This is a genomic window from Enterobacter cloacae complex sp. 277I4, assembly GCF_050031465.1.
In the GTDB taxonomy this organism is placed as follows: domain Bacteria; phylum Pseudomonadota; class Gammaproteobacteria; order Enterobacterales; family Enterobacteriaceae; genus Enterobacter; species Enterobacter cloacae.
Map to the genome: position 1 here is coordinate 1859258 of NZ_JBLGWC010000001.1, position 16665 is coordinate 1875922.

The following is a 16665-nucleotide window of genomic DNA, read 5'->3' on the forward strand; positions in this document are numbered from 1 at the left end:
ATGAACAAGCATGACGAATACGACGTGGCAGAACCGTCACGTCGTCGGTTGTTGAAAGGGGTAGGGGCGCTGGGGGGCGCATTTGCCCTGGCCGGAGGGTGTCCGGTGGCGCATGCGGTAAAACCGCAAAGTGCGCCCGGTACGCTGTCACCGGATGCCCGTATGGAGACGCAGCCTTTCTATGGCGAACATCAGGCGGGCATTCTGACACCACAGCAGGCCTCCATGATGCTGGTGGCCTTTGATTCGCTGGCAAGTGATAAAGCTGACCTGGAGCGCCTGTTTCGCCTGCTGACCACGCGCATCGCGTTTTTGACTGCAGGGGGACCGGCGCCAGAAACGCCAAATCCACGACTGCCGCCTATGGACTCGGGGATCTTAGGGTCGTTCATCGCCCCGGATAATCTGACCATTACGGTGTCGCTGGGCGAATCGCTGTTTGATGAACGTTACGGGCTGGCAAAACAGAAGCCGAAAGCGCTGCAAAAAATGACGCGTTTCCCGAATGATTCTCTGGATGCTGCTCTCTGCCACGGCGATCTGCTCCTGCAGATTTGCGCTAACACGCAGGACACGGTGATCCACGCTCTGCGGGATATCATCAAACACACGCCTGATCTGTTGAGCGTGCGCTGGAAGCGGGAAGGGTTTATCTCTGACCATGCTGCCCGCAGCAAAGGCAAAGAGACGCCGGTGAACCTGCTGGGCTTTAAGGATGGCACCGCCAACCCGGACAGCAGCAACGGCGCGCTAATGAAAGAGGTCGTCTGGGTCACAGCCGATCAGGGTGAGCCTGCCTGGGCCGTCGGCGGGAGCTATCAGGCGGTGCGGGTGATTCAGTTCCATGTGGAATTCTGGGATCGCACGCCGCTTAAAGAGCAGCAGACGATCTTTGGCCGTGACAAGCAGAGCGGGGCGCCGCTTGGCATGAAGCACGAGCATGATGTGCCGGATTACGCCAGCGATCCTAATGGCGATACCATTGCGCTGGACAGCCATATCCGGCTGGCGAATCCGCGCACCAAAGAGACGCAGTCAAGCCTGATGATGCGCCGGGGCTATAGCTACTCGCTGGGGGTGACCAATTCCGGTCAGCTGGATATGGGGCTGCTGTTTGTCTGCTATCAGCACGATCTGGAGAAGGGCTTCCTCACCGTGCAGAAGCGGTTAAACGGCGAAGCGCTGGAAGAGTACGTTAAACCTATCGGCGGCGGCTATTTCTTCGCGCTGCCAGGCGTGCGCGATTCAAACGCCTGGCTCGCGCAAGGGCTGATAGAAGCCTGATAATTGTCCCTGCGATAGTTCGTGGGGACATTATTTTTTCATATGACTATCCCTCTGTTATATTTCTGTAATATTCCTGTATGAGACTGTTTTCAACTGCAGGAGCAGTCTTAAAAGTTGCATTCAGGTAAAATAAATGTTGCATTTATGATAATCCCTGATGTACTTAAGATAAGACAGCGGTAGTTCCCGGCAGTGATGCTGAATCACTATGGAGATCGCGAATGGTATCGTCCTGTACTGGACAAGGTAAACACAACAACCGCAGTACCCGGCGCGGAGGCTCAGACTCCGGCAGCGATTTCCTCACCACTAAATTCTCCCCTTCTATTCAGAAACCAGATTCTACCGACGTGCAGAATGGTGCGCGTAGCTATTCTGTATCGTCATCCGGTAAGGCAAGCAATGGCTTACAAGGAAGCCAACCCTCTGATGTTCGTGCGCATAATCGTGCCGAAACTGGCGCGTGTGATGAATACCAACAACTCAAGGTGCTATCCATGGGAAGACAAAAAGCAGTGATCAAAGCTCGTCGCGAAGCAAAACGTGTGCTGAGACGGGATTCACGTAGTCATAAACAGCGTGAAGAAGAATCGGTCACCTCGCTTGTGCAGATGAGTGGCGTAGAAGCAATTGGCATGGCGCGGGACAGCCGTGATAATTCCCCAATTGTGGCGCGCAATGAGGCTCAGGCGCACTACCTGAATGCTATCGAGAGTAAACAGCTCATCTTTGCAACCGGTGAAGCCGGATGCGGGAAAACCTGGATCAGTGCAGCCAAAGCAGCGGAGGCCCTGATCCATAAGGACGTGGAGAGAATTATTGTTACCCGTCCGGTACTGCAAGCTGATGAAGATCTCGGCTTCTTACCCGGTGACATATCGGAGAAGTTTGCCCCTTACTTCAGGCCCGTTTATGACGTGCTGGTGAAGCGACTGGGTGCATCCTTTATGCAGTACTGCCTGCGACCAGAGATTGGCAAGGTGGAAATCGCGCCGTTCGCCTATATGCGCGGACGTACATTTGAAAATGCGGTCGTCATTCTTGACGAGGCTCAGAACGTGACCGCTGCGCAAATGAAGATGTTCTTAACGCGCCTCGGGGAGAACGTGACGGTTATCGTCAATGGCGATATTACCCAGTGTGACCTGCCATCCGGCGTGAAATCCGGCTTGAGCGACGCCATGTCACGTTTTGAGGAAGACGACATGATTGGGGTAGTACGCTTTACCAAAGAAGATTGTGTGCGGTCGGCGCTGTGCCAGCGCACGCTGGAAGTCTATTCCGACTGACGGTAAAACATCGCCGTTTTACCGCTCACCTGTCATCCCTTCCCGGCGTAATGCCGGGAAGCTTCTTTTATTTCTTCTCACGACTCGCGTCTGGTTGTCTTTTAAAAGATTGCCTGTCTTGCGGAATTCATCATGTCGGTTATTCATTTTTGACGCTGGTTTTTTATCACGCTCAGCGAAATGTGATGTGTATTTATAATATCCACAAAGTACCCATGAATATCATGATCGCGCTAATTGTTCGCTCAAATTTAAACGTGAATGTTGTCACATAATGTTACTAAGATGTGAAAATTAAGTTGGTGTATTGTGTCTAATTCTCTATGTTTCGTACTGATTCAAACAACATTCTAACAAGAAAATCCCATGGGGAACCGTTTCCCTGGAACATCACGTTGAGGGTCATACATGAACGAACTGGTTGGTGCAATTAACGGTGTTATCTGGAGCCCGGCGTTAATATTTTTATGTCTGGGTGTCGGCCTCTATTTCTCATTACGTAGTCGTTTTTTGCAGTTACGTCATATAAAACATATGATTACCTTGATGTTCCAGGGGCGTCCTACCGATGCTGGCGTATCGTCGTTCCAGGCACTGACGATGACGCTGGCAGGGCGTGTAGGGACCGGGAACATTGCTGGCGTCGCCACCGCTATTACTTTCGGTGGACCGGGCGCACTTTTCTGGATGTGGATTGTGGCGTTTTTGGGGGCCAGCTCTGCGTTTGTGGAATCTACGTTGGGCCAGGTTTATAAAGAAAAAATCAACGGTGAATATCGTGGCGGTCCTGCCTTTTATATTGAAAAAGGATTAGGCGTTAAATGGTATGCATGGTTATTTGCCGTCGTCACCATTTTCTCCTGCGGTTTATTACTGCCAGGGGTACAAGCAAACTCGATTGGTGCCAGCCTGGATATTGCATTTGGGCTTGATCCAAATGTCACGGCAGCATTACTTGCCGTACTGTTAAGTTTTATTATTTTTGGTGGTGTAAAAAGGATCGCCAGTTTTAGCAGTATGGTCGTTCCGTTTATGGCGCTCGGCTATATTATTGTGGCTTGCGTTATTATCGCCATTAATATTACCGAGCTTCCTGGTGTGATTCTGTTGATCTGGAAAAGCGCTTTTGGTCTGGAAGCTGGTTTTGGTGCCATTCTTGGTCAGGCTATCATGTGGGGCGTTAAGCGCGGGGTCTATTCCAATGAGGCGGCGCAAGGTACCGGGCCGCATGCGTCATCTGCGGCGGCAGTGAGCCATCCGGTGAAGCAGGGGCTGGTTCAGGCTTTCTCGGTCTATATCGACACGCTGTTTGTCTGCTCGGCGACCGGGTTTATGCTGTTGATCACCGGTCTGTATAACGTGCAGGGCATTGACGGTGCTGCACTCTATACCGGTATTTCCGGCGTGGCAGCAGGGCCTGGCTATGTGCAGACGGCAATGGAAAGTATGATGCCAGGCTTTGGTAATTACTTTGTTGCTGTTGCGCTGTTCTTCTTTGCCTTCACGACCATTATTGCTTACTACTATATTGCTGAAACCAATATCGCCTTCATCAACCGTAAAATTCACCGTCCATGGCTGACATTCGTGCTCAAATTATGCCTGATGGCTTCAACGGTATATGGCACAGTTCGTACGGCGGATCTGGCATGGGGGCTGGGGGATATTGGGGTAGGGCTGATGGCATGGCTTAACATTATTGCCATTGTGCTTTTACATAAAAAAGCGTTTGCCAGCCTTAAGGATTATGAAATTCAGAATGCGCAGGGGGTGGATCCGCACTTTGACCCGATTCGACTGGGGATTAAAAATGCGGATTACTGGCTGGAAGAGCGTAAAGATGAACCTGCTGCAAATCCAGAACAGACGACTTCTGTCGTGAGAGAGCAGAACGCAGGGAAACTGAACAATTAATCGTGGTAGCCCGTATTAATTTACGGGCCCATGGGTCTTGTAGGCCGGGTAAGCGTTAGCGCCACCCGGCGAATAAGGCGACTACGTTGCTGAACTGTCTTTGTCGAACCCCGGTCGGGGATTCTCATCCCCCCCTTCGGAGACTATAAAAGAAAAAAGCCCGTACTTTCGTACGAGCTCTTGTCTTGAATATGGCGGTGAGGGGGGGATTGACTCGCTTCGCTCGCCCTTCGGGCAGCCTGTTCGCTGCGCTCGCAGTCTGTCCAACTGGCTGTCGCCAGTTGTCGAACCCCGGTCGGGGATTCTCATCCCCCCCTTTCGGAGACTATAAAAGAAAAAAGCCCGTACTTTCGCACGAGCTCTTGTCTTGAATATGGCGGTGAGGGGGGGATTCGAACCCCCGATACGTTGCCGTATACACACTTTCCAGGCGTGCTCCTTCAGCCACTCGGACACCTCACCATATTGTTTTGCTGCCTGACCGCTTGGGGGGCAACGGGGCGCTACTATAGGGAGTTGCGCTAAAACGGTCAAGCAGATTTTCAGCTTTAGTGCGTGTTCGGTTAAGCCTTAATCAGCTTTGGTCACAGCACGCGCGCTTAACGCTGTGAATCGAGCGTTTCGCTGTTTTTCACCACTTCCTGCGCCTTACCGTAGCTCTCGATCAGCAGCTGGTACGCCGGGAAAATGTGCGTGTAGACTTCTGCCCACTCGGCCGCATCTTCACGGTTCCATGTCCGCTGGATCTCAGAGGCAACAGCCGCCGTATCCATTGGCACCACGCCCGCCTGCACCACACGGGCCAGGGTGATCTCCTGCGCCATTTTGCTGTAAGTACCGGACGCATCAATCACCGCAAAGACTTTATAGCCATCCGCCACTGCGCTAATCGACGGAAATGCCATGCAGACGCTGGTGATGGTACCGGCGATAATCAACGTCTTACGTCCGGTGGCTTTAACCGCAGCCACAAATTCCGGGTTATCCCAGGCGTTGATCTCCCCTTTACGTGCCACATACCGTGCATGCGGCGCGTTGGCATGAATTTCCGGGATGAGCGGACCGTTCGGGCCCTGCGGGACGGAAGCGGTGGTGATCACCGGGATGTTCGCAAGCGTCGCGATTTTCGCCAGAGCCGCCGCACGGGCACGCAGCTCTGGCATCGGCATATCGCCGACGGTCTGGAAGAGGCCACTCTGGTGGTCGATAAGCAACATCACCGCATCGTTCACATCAATGATCGGACGTGCTCCATTAAAGTTGGCAGGTGTAGACATGTTCATCTCCTTTATTACGGTTAGATCTGGCCGAAACGGCCGGAGTTGAAATCACGAATGGCTTCATTGATTTCGGTTTTACTGTTCATCACGAACGGGCCGTAGCCCACAATCGGTTCATTCAGCGGCGCACCGGCCATCAGCAGTACTTTGGCATCGCTGCTGGCTTCCAGGTGTAACCTGTCACCTTCCTGACTCATGACCACCAGCTGTGCTTCTCCCGCGTGAGCCGTACCGTTCACCGTGACATGGCCTTCCAGCACCACCAGCGCCGTGCTCCAGCCCTCTGGCTGACTGAGCGTGACGTGGCTGCCCTGGTTGAGGGCAATGTCCCACACGTTCAGCGGCGAGAAGGTATGCGCCGGGCCGCTAACATCGTCGTAGTGACCAGCGATAACCCGCAGCGAGCCGCTGTTGTCGGGCAGCGTGACCACCGGGATATCGGCTTTGGTAATGCTCTGATAGCCCGGCGTGGCCATTTTGTCTTTCGCCGGCAGGTTGACCCAAAGCTGCATCATCTTGAGTTCTCCGCCTTTGTGCGCGAACGCGCTGGAGTGGAACTCTTCATGCAGAATGCCTGCACCGGCTGTCATCCACTGCACGTCGCCCGGACCAATGACGCCGCCTCTGCCGGTGGAGTCGCGATGCTCCACTTCGCCGGAATAGACGATGGTGACCGTTTCAAAACCACGATGCGGATGCTCGCCCACCCCGCGTTTTGTGCCGTCCGCCGGGAAGGTATGTGGGCCTGCGTAGTCCAGCAGTAAGAACGGGCTCAGCGACTCGCCGTGTGTCTGATAAGAAAACATCGAACGCACCGGGAAACCATTGCCAACCCAGTGTTGACGGGGGGCGGTATAGACGCCTGTTACGTTTTTCATGATGAACTCCTGATGTTCTGTTGATGTAATTAGCTTATATTCAGAGTTAATGTTCCGGTAGAGAGTGAAAATGGCATTCACTGTTCTGAAAATAGAACGATGAGGATTTATGCAGGATCTCAATGACTTTGTGTGGTTTGTGAAAGTGGTCGACTACGGTGGTTTTGCTGCAGCAGGGCGGGCACTCGATCTGCCTAAGTCGAGGCTGAGCCGCCGTATTGCGCAGCTTGAAGAGGGGCTCGGCGTGCGGTTAATTCAACGTACAACGCGACAATTTACGGTAACGGAGGTCGGGCAGACGTTCTATCAACACTGCAAAGCCATGATGGTTGAAGCGGAAGCGGCGGAAGAAGCCGTGGCCGCGCTGCAGGCGGAACCGCGCGGTATCGTCAGGCTTACCTGTCCTGTCACGTTGTTGCATGTGCATGTTGGCCCGATGCTGGCGCGGTTTATGGTGCGCTATCCCGGGATCAACCTTCAGCTGGAAGCAACGAACCGGCGGGTTGATCTGGTGGGGGAGGGTGTGGATGTGGCGATCCGTGTGCGTCCCCGTCCGTTTGATGACAGCGATCTGGTATTACGGGTGCTTGCCGACCGGGGACATTGCCTGGTCGCGGGCCCGGCCTTGATTGAACGCCTGGGAAAACCGTCGATGCCGTCAGAACTCAGCGCCTGGCCCGGGTTGAGTATGGGCGAGGGTAAGCATATCCATAAATGGCAATTATGCGGCCCGGAAGGCGCGAAAGCAGAAATTCATTTTACCCCGCGCCTGATTACCACCGACATGCTGGCGCTGCGTGAAGCGGCCATGGCGGGGATCGGTGTGGTGCAACTGCCGATATTGATGGTGAAAGATCAGCTGGCATCAGGAGAGCTGATTCGGGTGCTGGAGGCGTGGGAGCCAAAAAGAGAAGTGATTCATGCGGTTTATCCATCAAGACGCGGATTACTGCCGTCCGTCAGGGCGCTGGTGGATTTTCTTACAGAAGAGTATGCACGGATGGTTGAAGAGTAGTTTTTTGTAGGTCGGGTAAGCGCAGCGCCACCCGACATAAAGAGCGCAGGGGGCTCAAGGTTCTCATCCCCCTCAAGCGAGCAACATGCGAAAAAAAAGCCCGCATTTTCATGCGAGCTCTTCTTTAAATATGGCGGTGAGGGGGGGATTCGAACCCCCGATACGTTGCCGTATACACACTTTCCAGGCGTGCTCCTTCAGCCACTCGGACACCTCACCATATTGTCATCCCGTTGTTGTCGGGACGGGCGCTAATGTAAGGAAAAGCCGAACAGCCGTCAACACACTTTTTCAGTAAATTAGCGCATTTAGACAAACTTCAAACAACATGATTCTTAAATGTGCTGAAAGCGCCTTTTTTATCGGCAACGCGGTCCGGCGATAAATTTGTTATGCTGGCAATCCAGTTGAAAATGAAAATAAAACAGCGCAAAAAAGGCAGGAATGAGTATGGATATTATCTTCTATCACCCCACTTTTGATACGGCTTACTGGATTAAGGCACTTTCGGCAGCGTTACCGGGGGCGCGCGTGCGTGAATGGAAGCGCGGTGATAACGAACATGCAGACTACGCGCTGGTCTGGCATCCCCCGGTCGAGATGCTCCAGGGGCGCAAGCTGAAGGCCGTTTTTGCCCTCGGTGCCGGTGTGGATTCCATTCTGAGCAAACTGAAAGCGCACCCTGAAATGCTGCCGGAGGAGATCCCCCTGTTCCGCCTGGAAGATACCGGCATGGGCCAGCAAATGCAGGAATATGCCGTGAGTCAGGTGCTGCACTGGTTCCGGCGTTTTGACGATTATCAGGCCTTAAAACTGCAATCCCGTTGGGAGCCGCTGCCAGAATATCAACGTGAAGAGTTTACCATCGGTATTCTCGGGGCGGGCGTGCTCGGCTCAAAAGTGGCCGAAGCGCTTGCACCGTGGGGCTTCCCGCTGCGCTGCTGGAGCCGCAGCCGCAAGAACTATCCTGGCGTTGAGAGTTTTGCCGGAACAGATGAACTCCCGGCGTTTCTGAAGGGGACGCGCGTACTGATCAATCTGTTGCCGAATACGGCGGAAACGGTCGGCATTATTAATAGCGCGCTTCTGAATCAGCTGGCGGATCAGAGTTACGTGATGAATCTGGCGCGCGGGGTTCATCTGGTGGAAGCCGATCTCCTCAAAGCTCTTGATGGTGGCAAGGTGAAAGGCGCGATGCTGGATGTGTACAGCCGCGAGCCGTTGCCGGCAGAGAGCCCGCTGTGGGCACATCCGCGCGTGGCGATGACCCCACACGTCGCCGCCGTGACGCGTCCGGCAGAGGCGGTGGCCTATATTACGCACACCATCAGTGAGATAGAGCAGGGCAACGCGGTGACCGGGCAGGTCGACAGAACGCGCGGCTACTGAGTGAAACCCGGCGTTAGCCGGGTTTTTGCTAATAATCGCAGCAGATAACTGCTATCCTTTGAAAAAATCGCAGAGGAGAGAGAGATGTATCCCGTTGACCTGCATATGCACACCGTCGCCAGCACCCACGCGTATAGCAACCTCCATGATTACATTGCACAAGCGAAGCTCAAGGGCATCAGGCTTTTTGCGATCACCGATCATGGCCCGGATATGGCGGATGCGCCGCACTACTGGCATTTTGTGAATATGCGGATCTGGCCACGCCTGGTGGACGGTATTGGGATACTGCGTGGCATTGAGGCGAACATTAAAAATACCGACGGTGAGATCGACTGCACCGGCCCGATGCTGACATCTCTTGACCTTATTCTCGCCGGTTTCCATGAACCTGTCTTTGCGCCTCAGGATAAAGAAACCAACACCGCGGCGATGATTGCCACCATTGCCAGCGGCAACGTGCATATTATTAGCCACCCTGGCAACCCGAAGTACCCAATTGATATTCAGGCTGTCGCGCAGGCGGCAGCGAAGCATCACGTGGCGCTGGAGATTAACAACTCCTCCTTCGTGCACTCGCGTAAGGGCAGTGAAGCGAACTGCCGCGAAGTGGCGGCCGCAGTGCGTGATGCAGGAGGCATGGTGGCGCTGGGTTCAGATTCCCATACTGCGTTCACACTGGGTGATTTCAGCGAGTGCCTGAAAGTGCTGAATGATGTTAACTTCCCGGAAGCGCAAATCCTGAACGTGACCCCTCGTCGCATGCTCGATTTCCTTGAGTCGCGCGGAATGGAACCGATTGCCGAATTTGCCGATCTTTAATTGTGTAATGGAATAAAAAAATGAATGAGTTTTCCATCCTTTGCCGCGTGCTGGGTACGCTGTACTACCGCCAGCCTCAAGACCCGCTGCTGGTCCCGCTCTTTACATTAATTCGTGAAGGGAAACTGGCGCAGAACTGGCCGCTGGAACAGGATGATTTACTGGAGCGCCTGCAGAAAAGCTGCGACATGCAGCAAATCTCCACAGATTACAACGCGCTGTTTGTGGGGGAAGAGTGCCGTGTTTCACCTTACCGCTCTGCCTGGCAGGAAGGGGCAACGGAAGCGGAAGTGCGCGCTTTTCTTTCAGAGCGCGGCATGCCGCTGACCGACACGCCTGCCGATCATATCGGTACGCTGCTGCTGGCCGCATCCTGGATTGAGGACCACGCCGGTGACGATGAGAACGAAGCCATCGAAACCTTGTTCGAAATGTACCTGCTGCCGTGGGTCGGGACATTCCTTGGGAAAGTTGAAGCGCATGCCACCTCGCCATTCTGGAGAACGCTGGCTCCCCTGACGCGTGACGCCATCGCTGCAATGTGGGATGAGCTGGAAGAAGAGAATGAAGAGTGATCATGATCACATTAGTTCTGCAACGCAACGCATCATCTTGCATATAATGTGCTTCTGATCTCATTTCCATGGCGCGCTTCTGCTAAGATGCGCGCCATGAACATATTACTTTGTATCGCACTCACAACAGGTATCCTCTCCGGGCTTTGGGGATGGGTAGCCGTCTCTCTCGGACTGCTCAGCTGGGCTGGATTTCTCGGCTGCACGGCCTACTTCGCCTGCCCGCAGGGTGGGATCAAAGGGCTTTTTATCTCAGGCTGCACTCTGATGAGCGGCGTTATCTGGGCGCTGGTTATCATGAAGGGCAGTGCGCTCGCTCCGCATCTGGAGATCCTCGGCTATATCATGACGGGTGTGGTCGCCTTTTTGATGTGCGTTCAGGCAAAGCATCTGTTGCTGTCGTTTGTACCCGGCACGTTTATGGGGGCGTGTGCCACCTTTGCGGGGCAGGGTGACTGGAAGCTGGTGGTCCCCTCGCTGGCGCTGGGGTTGCTGTTTGGCTATGCCATGAAGAACAGTGGTCTGTGGCTGGCGGCACGACGAGAAAAAGCGCAAAACGTGCCAGCGGTGAGTGAATAAAAAAAGGCGAGATAACTATCTCGCCTTTTTTATGCGCGTCCTGTCAGGATTCCGGAGGAACCGACATATCGCGGTATTTCACCAGTACCGGGTTTTGCACGTCTGCTTTGTTTTGCAGATCCCACAGCCCGCGGTCGATACCATCATTTATCAGGAAGATAACTCCGGTTTCAATGGCTGACATCAGGCACATCATCACCGGCTCGTTAGAGGTATAACCGATTTCACCCTCCAGCAGACGCTGATAGTCAATGAAGCGGAACACCCCGGCCTGCACTTCATAAGAGAGTATGGTTTTGCTGGTGGTTACCGAAGAGAGCACTTCCCCGGTACTGACGTTAACGACACGCAGGTTAACGGCAATTTGGTCGAGCTGATACTGCGTATCTGCACCGATACCGAAATAACGTGCGCCAGCACCGCCAGATTTCACGTTACTTTCGTAACCGATAATCGACCCTTCAATCATAACATTCGCCGCAGCCAGAGATTGCAGCGGCATGCGGTTATTATCTGCAACGGTACCATTCTCCTGCGCCGCACGAATAATTTTTCGTTCATTTAACAGGTTTTGCAGCCCCTGACGTTCCAGAGGAATAAACCAGCGCGAATCTTTCAGCGCGGTCACCAGCATGGCGGTGGCGCTTTGCGGTACGGCCGTAGAGAAGTTACTTGCCGGGTAAGGTTTAAATTGCCCGGTTTCATCCTGAATGTTGTAGACGGAGACAAATATTTTACCTGTCGGGGCAGGCAAATGGGTTAAATCACGATAACTTTGAGCCCGAGGCATTAATGTCGGTTTTGCAGCTTCTTTAGGTGGAGCAGTTAAACAACCGCTCAATAAGCACACTGCAACAAGTATCAGGAATCGCTGCATGATCGTTGTCCTTATTTTGGGGTTGTTCAAAAGTCAGTCGAGTTATTTTGTAAACCGGAAACCTGAATGGTTGAGGTTTTTCCGGTTTTACGATCGGTAACGTTCAACTGGAGCTGCCCGTCCCTGTTGGCGATATCGACAATGAAGTCATTGGTCACCATGCGGCCGGGTTTGCCGGTGTTGATATTGGTCAGCAAACCGCCCAGAATTTGCGACTGGATTGCCTGGGTGAAGTTGTCCAGTGCGGATGGCGTATCCACGCTAAAATCCTCGAAGCTGGGATCTTTATAAGAATTTTGCGCCTGGGCTTCATTTAACATGAATGCCCCATTATTCGGGTTACCACCAAAGTTGGGATTACGGAACTGGAATGTCATATTCCCGGCCCAGCTTAATGGGGTGATGAGCATTATCGAAACAACTGCATATGCAATACGCATGACAGCCTCCGGATATAGGTTCGCTAGAACTCGTCTTTTGCTAAATCTCTTGTGCTTAATAGCGCTTTGTCTATTTGCATGCGATTAATAGCGTCTTCTGATTGCGCCAGCGCCAAGGCTACGTTTTTATCGAAGTCTATTTTGGTGGGAAATAAAAATGTTTGATAAATAACGAACTGATTAGCCGTTATTGTTATCCAACTTCCCCATCGTGCACTGGGCCGCTCGTTGATTGTTATATTTCCAGGATACGTACTGTCCCATTTATCACTGAAGGCACGATAAAAATTGTGTCCGACAGAAGAGACGGTATGGTCCGTTAACAATCCGGGAACTTCGACCTCGACGGCCTTCAGGTTCCCGGCAGCGAGCAGAAAGCCCGCTGCGGCAATCCAACTCATGGTGCGTTTCATGTGATTAACGCCTGAGGTTATCGTTTGCCCATGAAACCGCCTGAGTTCGGTTTTTAACAGCTATCTTCTTGAAAAGATTATAAAGGTGCGTCTTTACCGTATTTTCGCTGATAAATAACGAACGGGCGATTTCAATATTTGAAGCACCAATGCGCAATTTGTTCAGGATCTCTTTCTCGCGGTGCGTTAGCAGTGCTGACTCTGAACTGTTGTAGCGGTAATTTCCGGAGTGCGTGATAAGGTAGCTGGCCAGCTTTTGCGAAAAATAACATTCTCCTCGCAAGATACCTTGCAGGCCTTCTACCACCCGATTCTCTTCTTCAGTGACGTAGAACACGCCATTGATATGCGGCCAACTTTCAATGTCCCGGAAAGGATACTCGTCAGGCGTATTCAATAATAACACGCGGATGTTATTGTTTTTCCTGCTCAAAGTATCTTGCCAGTAATGGATGAGCTTTTTATCCGCTTCCATCATATCGAAAAGAATAATGCAGCCAGGTACAATATCATCGAAAGAACGTTGAATATTATGCAATTTCCCGTTCAGTGATAAAGATTGCTTTAAATGTTGTAATAAAGCGGTCGCCTGCAAAGAAGGTTTTGTGATCAACAGTAATGTATGACCATGTAAACTATGGACTTCATTATACATGATGAAACCCCACTTTTTTATGACACCTGGCAGTTGTCCTCCTGCGAAAAGAGGACACCAGAAGTACTGACAGATGTTGCGCTGCTGTGTGTAGAATCAAACCATAACCTCCACAGGGGAGGAAAATATAAAACGATTTTCGTACATCTAATTTCAATCTAGCTTTTACGAAGTTTAAAGCAAGTGTTAAACGTGTAACAAGATGTAAAAATCAATATTAATTTATGAATTCGTACCTTCTTGAAAGCCTTTAATTGATGAAAAAGTTGTACAGCTAAATAATGATGCACAGATTTTAAAAATCATACAAATATTTCTATGTGTCTGATTTTAATGTTTTTATGTTATTCTTTTTCAGAAATTTTAAAGTATTAGTTTCAAAAAAAATCTAACCTACGGAATGCATGCCGCTTCGCCTTAAGAAATCGCGTCTTGTGTCACACGTTAACGTTAATGTCATCCTGTCGTTACGTTTAACCCTTCCTCTCTCGCGTCGGAACAGCCGCTGCGATGTTTCACCCATTTGCGATGGATAAGGCTTTATAAAAATTAAATGGCTTCACTTATCGCTATTTTTGTTCAGGAATTACTACTTTGAGGTGACCTGAAAAATAAAAATAAGCCGCGCGGGTGAGATATTTAACGTGTTTCGGCAGACATACTCTTCACCGTAACGACGCGTTAACAAAATATGCGTTGTTCTAACCTGAAGTCTTTTAAATCAGCCAGGTCCAGGGTGGCAACATGAAAAACACATCGTTATTTATGATGTTTACATTACTGGGAGCGCCTGGGGTTGTCACCGCGGCGAGTTCAGATTTGGCTACCTCTGAATATAACTTTGCGGTAAATGAATTAAGCCGTACATCATTAAATCAGGCAGCCATTATTGGTCAACAGGGTGTACTTAATGACGCTCAGGTGCGCCAGGACGGTTCAAAATTATTGTCCATCGTTTCCCAGGATGGGTCAGGTAACAGGGCGCGGGTTGATCAATCAGGGACTTATAATATTGCGTATATTGCTCAGAGCGGCTTTGCGAATGATGCAGATATTACGCAGGACGGATTTGGTAATAGTGCGAAAATTATCCAGAAAGGGTCGGGTAATAGGGCAAGCATCACGCAGTACGGTACACAGAAAAACGCAGTTGTAGTGCAAAAACAGTCGCAAATGGCAATTCGCGTTATTCAACGTTAGTTATTCGCGGCGACTTTAATCAATCCGATGGGGGTTTTACCATGAAATTTATCAAAGTGGCAGCTCTTGCAGCAATCGTCGTTTCTGGTAGTGCTATGGCCGGTCTCATTGATCAAGGTGGCTGGGGCCATGGACACGGTCATGGCCATGGTCAAGGCGGTAATGGCCCAAATTCAACCCTGAATATTTACCAGAACGGTGGCGGTAACTCAGCTGTCGCCTTGCAGACCAATGCCAGAGATTCAACGCTGTCTATTAGCCAGAGCGGTGGCGGTAATGGCGCAGATGTTGGACAAGGTTCTGACGACAGCACCATCTCTCTGACTCAGAATGGTTTTGCCAACAGCGCAACGCTTGATCAATGGAACAGTCACGACTCTACAATGAATGTGAGCCAGTACGGTGGATTTAACGGCGCAATGGTTGATCAGACTGCGTCTAATTCTACGGTCAATGTTACCCAGATTGGTTTTGGTAACCACGCTGCAGCTTATCAGTATTAATACTGAAATCTGTGCTACAAAAAAACAGGGCCTCAGCCCTGTTTTTTTTCGGGAGTGCATCATGAATACCTTAATTCTCCTTGCCGCGCTTTCCAGTCAAATAACGTTTAACACATCGCAGCAGGGCGATATGACCACCATTATTCCCCAGGTTACGCTGACAACGCCGTGTGATTGTCAGGTACAAATCGTGGCTGAACGGGAAGGGCAGAGTGGCCAAAGTACATCACGCCAGCAAAACAGGCTTTTTATCCCCGCTAATCAGACGATCGATTTAATGCGGCTGAGTTTAAATATTGGTACGGGGGATACGGTGAACATTATTGTCACCGTCTCTGATGGTAAATCGCTTCATTTATCACAGCAGTGGTCACCGCCGGAGAAGAGGCTTTAATCATTCATAAAATCAATGATTTGCCAATGTGGCATGCCTTCACCGTTGAGCTATGCTGATAACAGGAACTGAGCAACTAAGTTCCGGAACGTGAAACTACGTTTGCTTTAATGGAGCGCTTTTACCCCTCAAGGACGATTTTCATTGAGGAGTACATACACGTGACCAAATATATCGCTCAACTCGCTTCTGGTTTTAGTCTGCTCGTTTCTCTTTTTGTAACCCCGGTTTTTGCGGCGACGGTTGTTGAGGGTGGGGTCATTCATTTTCGCGGCGCGATTGTCGCCGACCCCTGTGAAGTGACTGCACAAACGCGGCAGTTTGCGTTGTCATGCCCGGAAAATAACCGGATTCATACGCGCATAGTCAGTTATGAAGATGCACTTAATGGCCATGTGACCGATACCAGCCTTGCCACCCTCAGCATGAAGTACCTCAATCCTGAAAAAACGCTCGCGGTGGTACAAATTCAGTACCGCTGATGTGTGCTCTTCCGCTTTACGGCGGAAGAGGTTTTTCCCGATAGTTTTTTCTCTCGGGTACCTCTGCGATACACTTAAGAAAATGGCGGGAAGCAGAGGGTATTTATGAAACCGCAAATTGACGTTATTCATGGCGATATTACGACGATGCACGTTGATGTGATCGTCAATGCAGCCAATCCGTCACTGATGGGCGGCGGTGGCGTGGATGGCGCTATCCACCGGGCTGCCGGACCGCAACTGCTGGAAGCCTGCAAGACTGTGCGTCAGCAACAGGGGGAGTGCCCACCGGGTCATGCCGTTATTACGCTTGCGGGCGATCTTCCCGCGAAAGCGGTGATTCATGCCGTGGGGCCAATATGGCATGGCGGCGATCGGCATGAGGCGAGTATCCTCGAAGAGGCCTACCGAAACTGCCTGCGTCTGGCCGCTGATAATGGCTATAAAACCATGGCGTTTCCGGCCATCAGCACCGGAGTGTATGGCTATCCGAAAGCTGCCGCAGCGACGATTGCGGTAGACACCGTGTATCGTTACCTGTCGCTTAAACCGATGCCCGAAAAAGTGACATTTGTCTGTTTCGATGAGGAGACACTGCATCTTTATCAGCGGCTGTTGACCCAGCGCGGACAGGAATTAGAGACCTGAAACACACGCGGCGCACTGAGTGCGC

19 protein-coding genes, 2 tRNA genes and 1 other RNA gene are annotated in these 16665 nt (G+C 51.5%); 13 read left to right on the plus strand and 9 right to left on the minus strand.

Features of this window, described 5'->3' with window-relative positions; translation table 11 throughout:
* The 3 genes from efeB (at nt 1) to ACQG19_RS08875 (ending at nt 4490) form a co-directional block, all read left to right on the plus strand.
* Nucleotides 1–1284 (plus strand): iron uptake transporter deferrochelatase/peroxidase subunit, encoded by a 1284-nt coding sequence (efeB, locus tag ACQG19_RS08865; RefSeq protein WP_038419084.1) that lies wholly within the window; start codon nt 1–3, stop codon nt 1282–1284.
* Nucleotides 1285–1784: 500 nt separating this feature from the next.
* Nucleotides 1785–2576 carry a phosphate starvation-inducible protein PhoH gene (phoH, locus tag ACQG19_RS08870; RefSeq protein ID WP_013097183.1) on the plus strand — a complete coding sequence of 264 codons (792 nt, stop codon included), beginning with the start codon at nt 1785–1787 and terminating at the stop codon, nt 2574–2576.
* Nucleotides 2577–2984: 408 nt separating this feature from the next.
* Complete coding sequence (locus tag ACQG19_RS08875; RefSeq protein WP_038419085.1) at nt 2985–4490, plus strand: alanine/glycine:cation symporter family protein; 1506 nt, start codon at nt 2985–2987, stop codon at nt 4488–4490.
* A gap of 192 nt (nt 4491–4682) precedes the next feature.
* Here ACQG19_RS08875 and ACQG19_RS08880 read toward each other — a convergent pair.
* The 4 genes from ACQG19_RS08880 to ACQG19_RS08895 all read right to left on the minus strand — a co-directional run bounded on the left by ACQG19_RS08880 (nt 4683) and on the right by ACQG19_RS08895 (nt 6648).
* A non-coding RNA gene (locus ACQG19_RS08880) (RtT sRNA) lies at nt 4683–4820 on the minus strand.
* Between the two features lie 44 nt (nt 4821–4864).
* Nucleotides 4865–4952: transfer RNA gene (locus ACQG19_RS08885), tRNA-Ser, on the minus strand.
* A gap of 137 nt (nt 4953–5089) precedes the next feature.
* The gene (locus ACQG19_RS08890; protein ID WP_246931459.1) at nt 5090–5767 is read right to left on the minus strand and encodes an isochorismatase family protein; all 678 of its coding nucleotides are present in this window, start codon (nt 5765–5767) and stop codon (nt 5090–5092) included.
* Nucleotides 5768–5787: 20 nt separating this feature from the next.
* The gene (locus ACQG19_RS08895; RefSeq protein ID WP_023622203.1) at nt 5788–6648 is read right to left on the minus strand and encodes a pirin family protein; all 861 of its coding nucleotides are present in this window, start codon (nt 6646–6648) and stop codon (nt 5788–5790) included.
* Nucleotides 6649–6757: 109 nt separating this feature from the next.
* On the opposite strand from ACQG19_RS08895, the gene ACQG19_RS08900 reads away from it, so the two are divergent.
* Nucleotides 6758–7663, plus strand: a complete 906-nt coding sequence (locus ACQG19_RS08900) for a LysR family transcriptional regulator (RefSeq protein WP_350389253.1) — start codon at nt 6758–6760, stop codon at nt 7661–7663.
* Nucleotides 7664–7794: 131 nt separating this feature from the next.
* On the opposite strand, the gene ACQG19_RS08905 is transcribed toward ACQG19_RS08900, so the two are convergent.
* A tRNA-Ser gene (locus tag ACQG19_RS08905) sits at nt 7795–7882 on the minus strand.
* 231 nt (nt 7883–8113) lie between these two features.
* Between ACQG19_RS08905 and ghrA the strand changes: the two genes are divergently transcribed.
* The 4 genes from ghrA (at nt 8114) to ACQG19_RS08925 (ending at nt 11028) form a co-directional block, all read left to right on the plus strand.
* Entirely contained in the window at nt 8114–9052 is a 939-nt protein-coding gene (ghrA, locus tag ACQG19_RS08910; protein WP_097536474.1) for a glyoxylate/hydroxypyruvate reductase GhrA, read from the plus strand.
* An 84-nt stretch (nt 9053–9136) separates the two neighbouring features.
* Entirely contained in the window at nt 9137–9874 is a 738-nt protein-coding gene (locus ACQG19_RS08915) for a phosphatase (RefSeq protein WP_040019375.1), read from the plus strand.
* 20 nt (nt 9875–9894) lie between these two features.
* A complete protein-coding gene (locus tag ACQG19_RS08920) occupies nt 9895–10449 on the plus strand; it encodes a TorD/DmsD family molecular chaperone (RefSeq protein ID WP_013097176.1) in 555 nt (184 codons plus the stop codon).
* A 96-nt stretch (nt 10450–10545) separates the two neighbouring features.
* Nucleotides 10546–11028, plus strand: a complete 483-nt coding sequence (locus ACQG19_RS08925) for a DUF1097 domain-containing protein (RefSeq protein WP_072200468.1) — start codon at nt 10546–10548, stop codon at nt 11026–11028.
* Nucleotides 11029–11071: 43 nt separating this feature from the next.
* Here the strand turns inward: ACQG19_RS08925 and csgG are convergent, their stop codons facing one another.
* Genes csgG through csgD form a run of 4 tightly spaced genes read right to left on the minus strand, consistent with a single transcriptional unit; the run spans nt 11072 to nt 13413 of the window.
* Entirely contained in the window at nt 11072–11905 is an 834-nt protein-coding gene (csgG, locus tag ACQG19_RS08930) for a curli production assembly/transport protein CsgG (RefSeq protein WP_028027948.1), read from the minus strand.
* A 26-nt stretch (nt 11906–11931) separates the two neighbouring features.
* Nucleotides 11932–12345, minus strand: a complete 414-nt coding sequence (gene csgF / locus ACQG19_RS08935) for a curli production assembly/transport protein CsgF (protein ID WP_029881945.1) — start codon at nt 12343–12345, stop codon at nt 11932–11934.
* A gap of 23 nt (nt 12346–12368) precedes the next feature.
* Entirely contained in the window at nt 12369–12758 is a 390-nt protein-coding gene (csgE, locus tag ACQG19_RS08940; RefSeq protein WP_023620196.1) for a curli production assembly/transport protein CsgE, read from the minus strand.
* A gap of 4 nt (nt 12759–12762) precedes the next feature.
* Nucleotides 12763–13413: a biofilm master transcriptional regulator CsgD gene (gene csgD, locus ACQG19_RS08945; protein ID WP_129252626.1), complete on the minus strand. Its 651-nt coding sequence runs from the start codon at nt 13411–13413 to the stop codon at nt 12763–12765.
* 744 nt (nt 13414–14157) lie between these two features.
* Between csgD and csgB the strand changes: the two genes are divergently transcribed.
* The 5 genes from csgB (at nt 14158) to ymdB (ending at nt 16640) form a co-directional block, all read left to right on the plus strand.
* Nucleotides 14158–14613: a curli minor subunit CsgB gene (gene csgB / locus ACQG19_RS08950; protein WP_045295773.1), complete on the plus strand. Its 456-nt coding sequence runs from the start codon at nt 14158–14160 to the stop codon at nt 14611–14613.
* Between the two features lie 41 nt (nt 14614–14654).
* Nucleotides 14655–15116: a curli major subunit CsgA gene (gene csgA / locus ACQG19_RS08955; RefSeq protein ID WP_023620194.1), complete on the plus strand. Its 462-nt coding sequence runs from the start codon at nt 14655–14657 to the stop codon at nt 15114–15116.
* 61 nt (nt 15117–15177) lie between these two features.
* Nucleotides 15178–15510, plus strand: a complete 333-nt coding sequence (gene csgC / locus ACQG19_RS08960; protein ID WP_013097168.1) for a curli assembly chaperone CsgC — start codon at nt 15178–15180, stop codon at nt 15508–15510.
* 161 nt (nt 15511–15671) lie between these two features.
* Nucleotides 15672–15992, plus strand: a complete 321-nt coding sequence (locus ACQG19_RS08965; RefSeq protein WP_029881947.1) for a type 1 fimbrial protein — start codon at nt 15672–15674, stop codon at nt 15990–15992.
* 105 nt (nt 15993–16097) lie between these two features.
* Nucleotides 16098–16640: an O-acetyl-ADP-ribose deacetylase gene (ymdB, locus tag ACQG19_RS08970; protein WP_045295774.1), complete on the plus strand. Its 543-nt coding sequence runs from the start codon at nt 16098–16100 to the stop codon at nt 16638–16640.
* Nucleotides 16641–16665: the final 25 nt, after the last annotated feature.

Bases quoted from the DNA above. Each gene is read 5' to 3' on its own strand.
- ghrA (WP_097536474.1), top strand. From the start codon at position 8,114: ATGGATATTATCTTCTATCACCCCACTTTTGATACGGCTTACTGGATT.
- csgC (WP_013097168.1), top strand. From the start codon at position 15,178: ATGAATACCTTAATTCTCCTTGCCGCGCTTTCCAGTCAAATAACGTTT.
- ACQG19_RS08875 (WP_038419085.1), top strand. From the start codon at position 2,985: ATGAACGAACTGGTTGGTGCAATTAACGGTGTTATCTGGAGCCCGGCG.
- efeB (WP_038419084.1), top strand. From the start codon at position 1: ATGAACAAGCATGACGAATACGACGTGGCAGAACCGTCACGTCGTCGG.
- ACQG19_RS08915 (WP_040019375.1), top strand. From the start codon at position 9,137: ATGTATCCCGTTGACCTGCATATGCACACCGTCGCCAGCACCCACGCG.
- ACQG19_RS08890 (WP_246931459.1), bottom strand. From the start codon at position 5,767: ATGTCTACACCTGCCAACTTTAATGGAGCACGTCCGATCATTGATGTG.
- ACQG19_RS08925 (WP_072200468.1), top strand. From the start codon at position 10,546: ATGAACATATTACTTTGTATCGCACTCACAACAGGTATCCTCTCCGGG.
- ACQG19_RS08900 (WP_350389253.1), top strand. From the start codon at position 6,758: ATGCAGGATCTCAATGACTTTGTGTGGTTTGTGAAAGTGGTCGACTAC.
- csgA (WP_023620194.1), top strand. From the start codon at position 14,655: ATGAAATTTATCAAAGTGGCAGCTCTTGCAGCAATCGTCGTTTCTGGT.
- csgG (WP_028027948.1), bottom strand. From the start codon at position 11,905: ATGCAGCGATTCCTGATACTTGTTGCAGTGTGCTTATTGAGCGGTTGT.
- ACQG19_RS08920 (WP_013097176.1), top strand. From the start codon at position 9,895: ATGAATGAGTTTTCCATCCTTTGCCGCGTGCTGGGTACGCTGTACTAC.
- csgB (WP_045295773.1), top strand. From the start codon at position 14,158: ATGAAAAACACATCGTTATTTATGATGTTTACATTACTGGGAGCGCCT.
- ymdB (WP_045295774.1), top strand. From the start codon at position 16,098: ATGAAACCGCAAATTGACGTTATTCATGGCGATATTACGACGATGCAC.
- phoH (WP_013097183.1), top strand. From the start codon at position 1,785: ATGGGAAGACAAAAAGCAGTGATCAAAGCTCGTCGCGAAGCAAAACGT.
- csgF (WP_029881945.1), bottom strand. From the start codon at position 12,345: ATGCGTATTGCATATGCAGTTGTTTCGATAATGCTCATCACCCCATTA.
- csgE (WP_023620196.1), bottom strand. From the start codon at position 12,758: ATGAAACGCACCATGAGTTGGATTGCCGCAGCGGGCTTTCTGCTCGCT.
- csgD (WP_129252626.1), bottom strand. From the start codon at position 13,413: ATGTATAATGAAGTCCATAGTTTACATGGTCATACATTACTGTTGATC.
- ACQG19_RS08895 (WP_023622203.1), bottom strand. From the start codon at position 6,648: ATGAAAAACGTAACAGGCGTCTATACCGCCCCCCGTCAACACTGGGTT.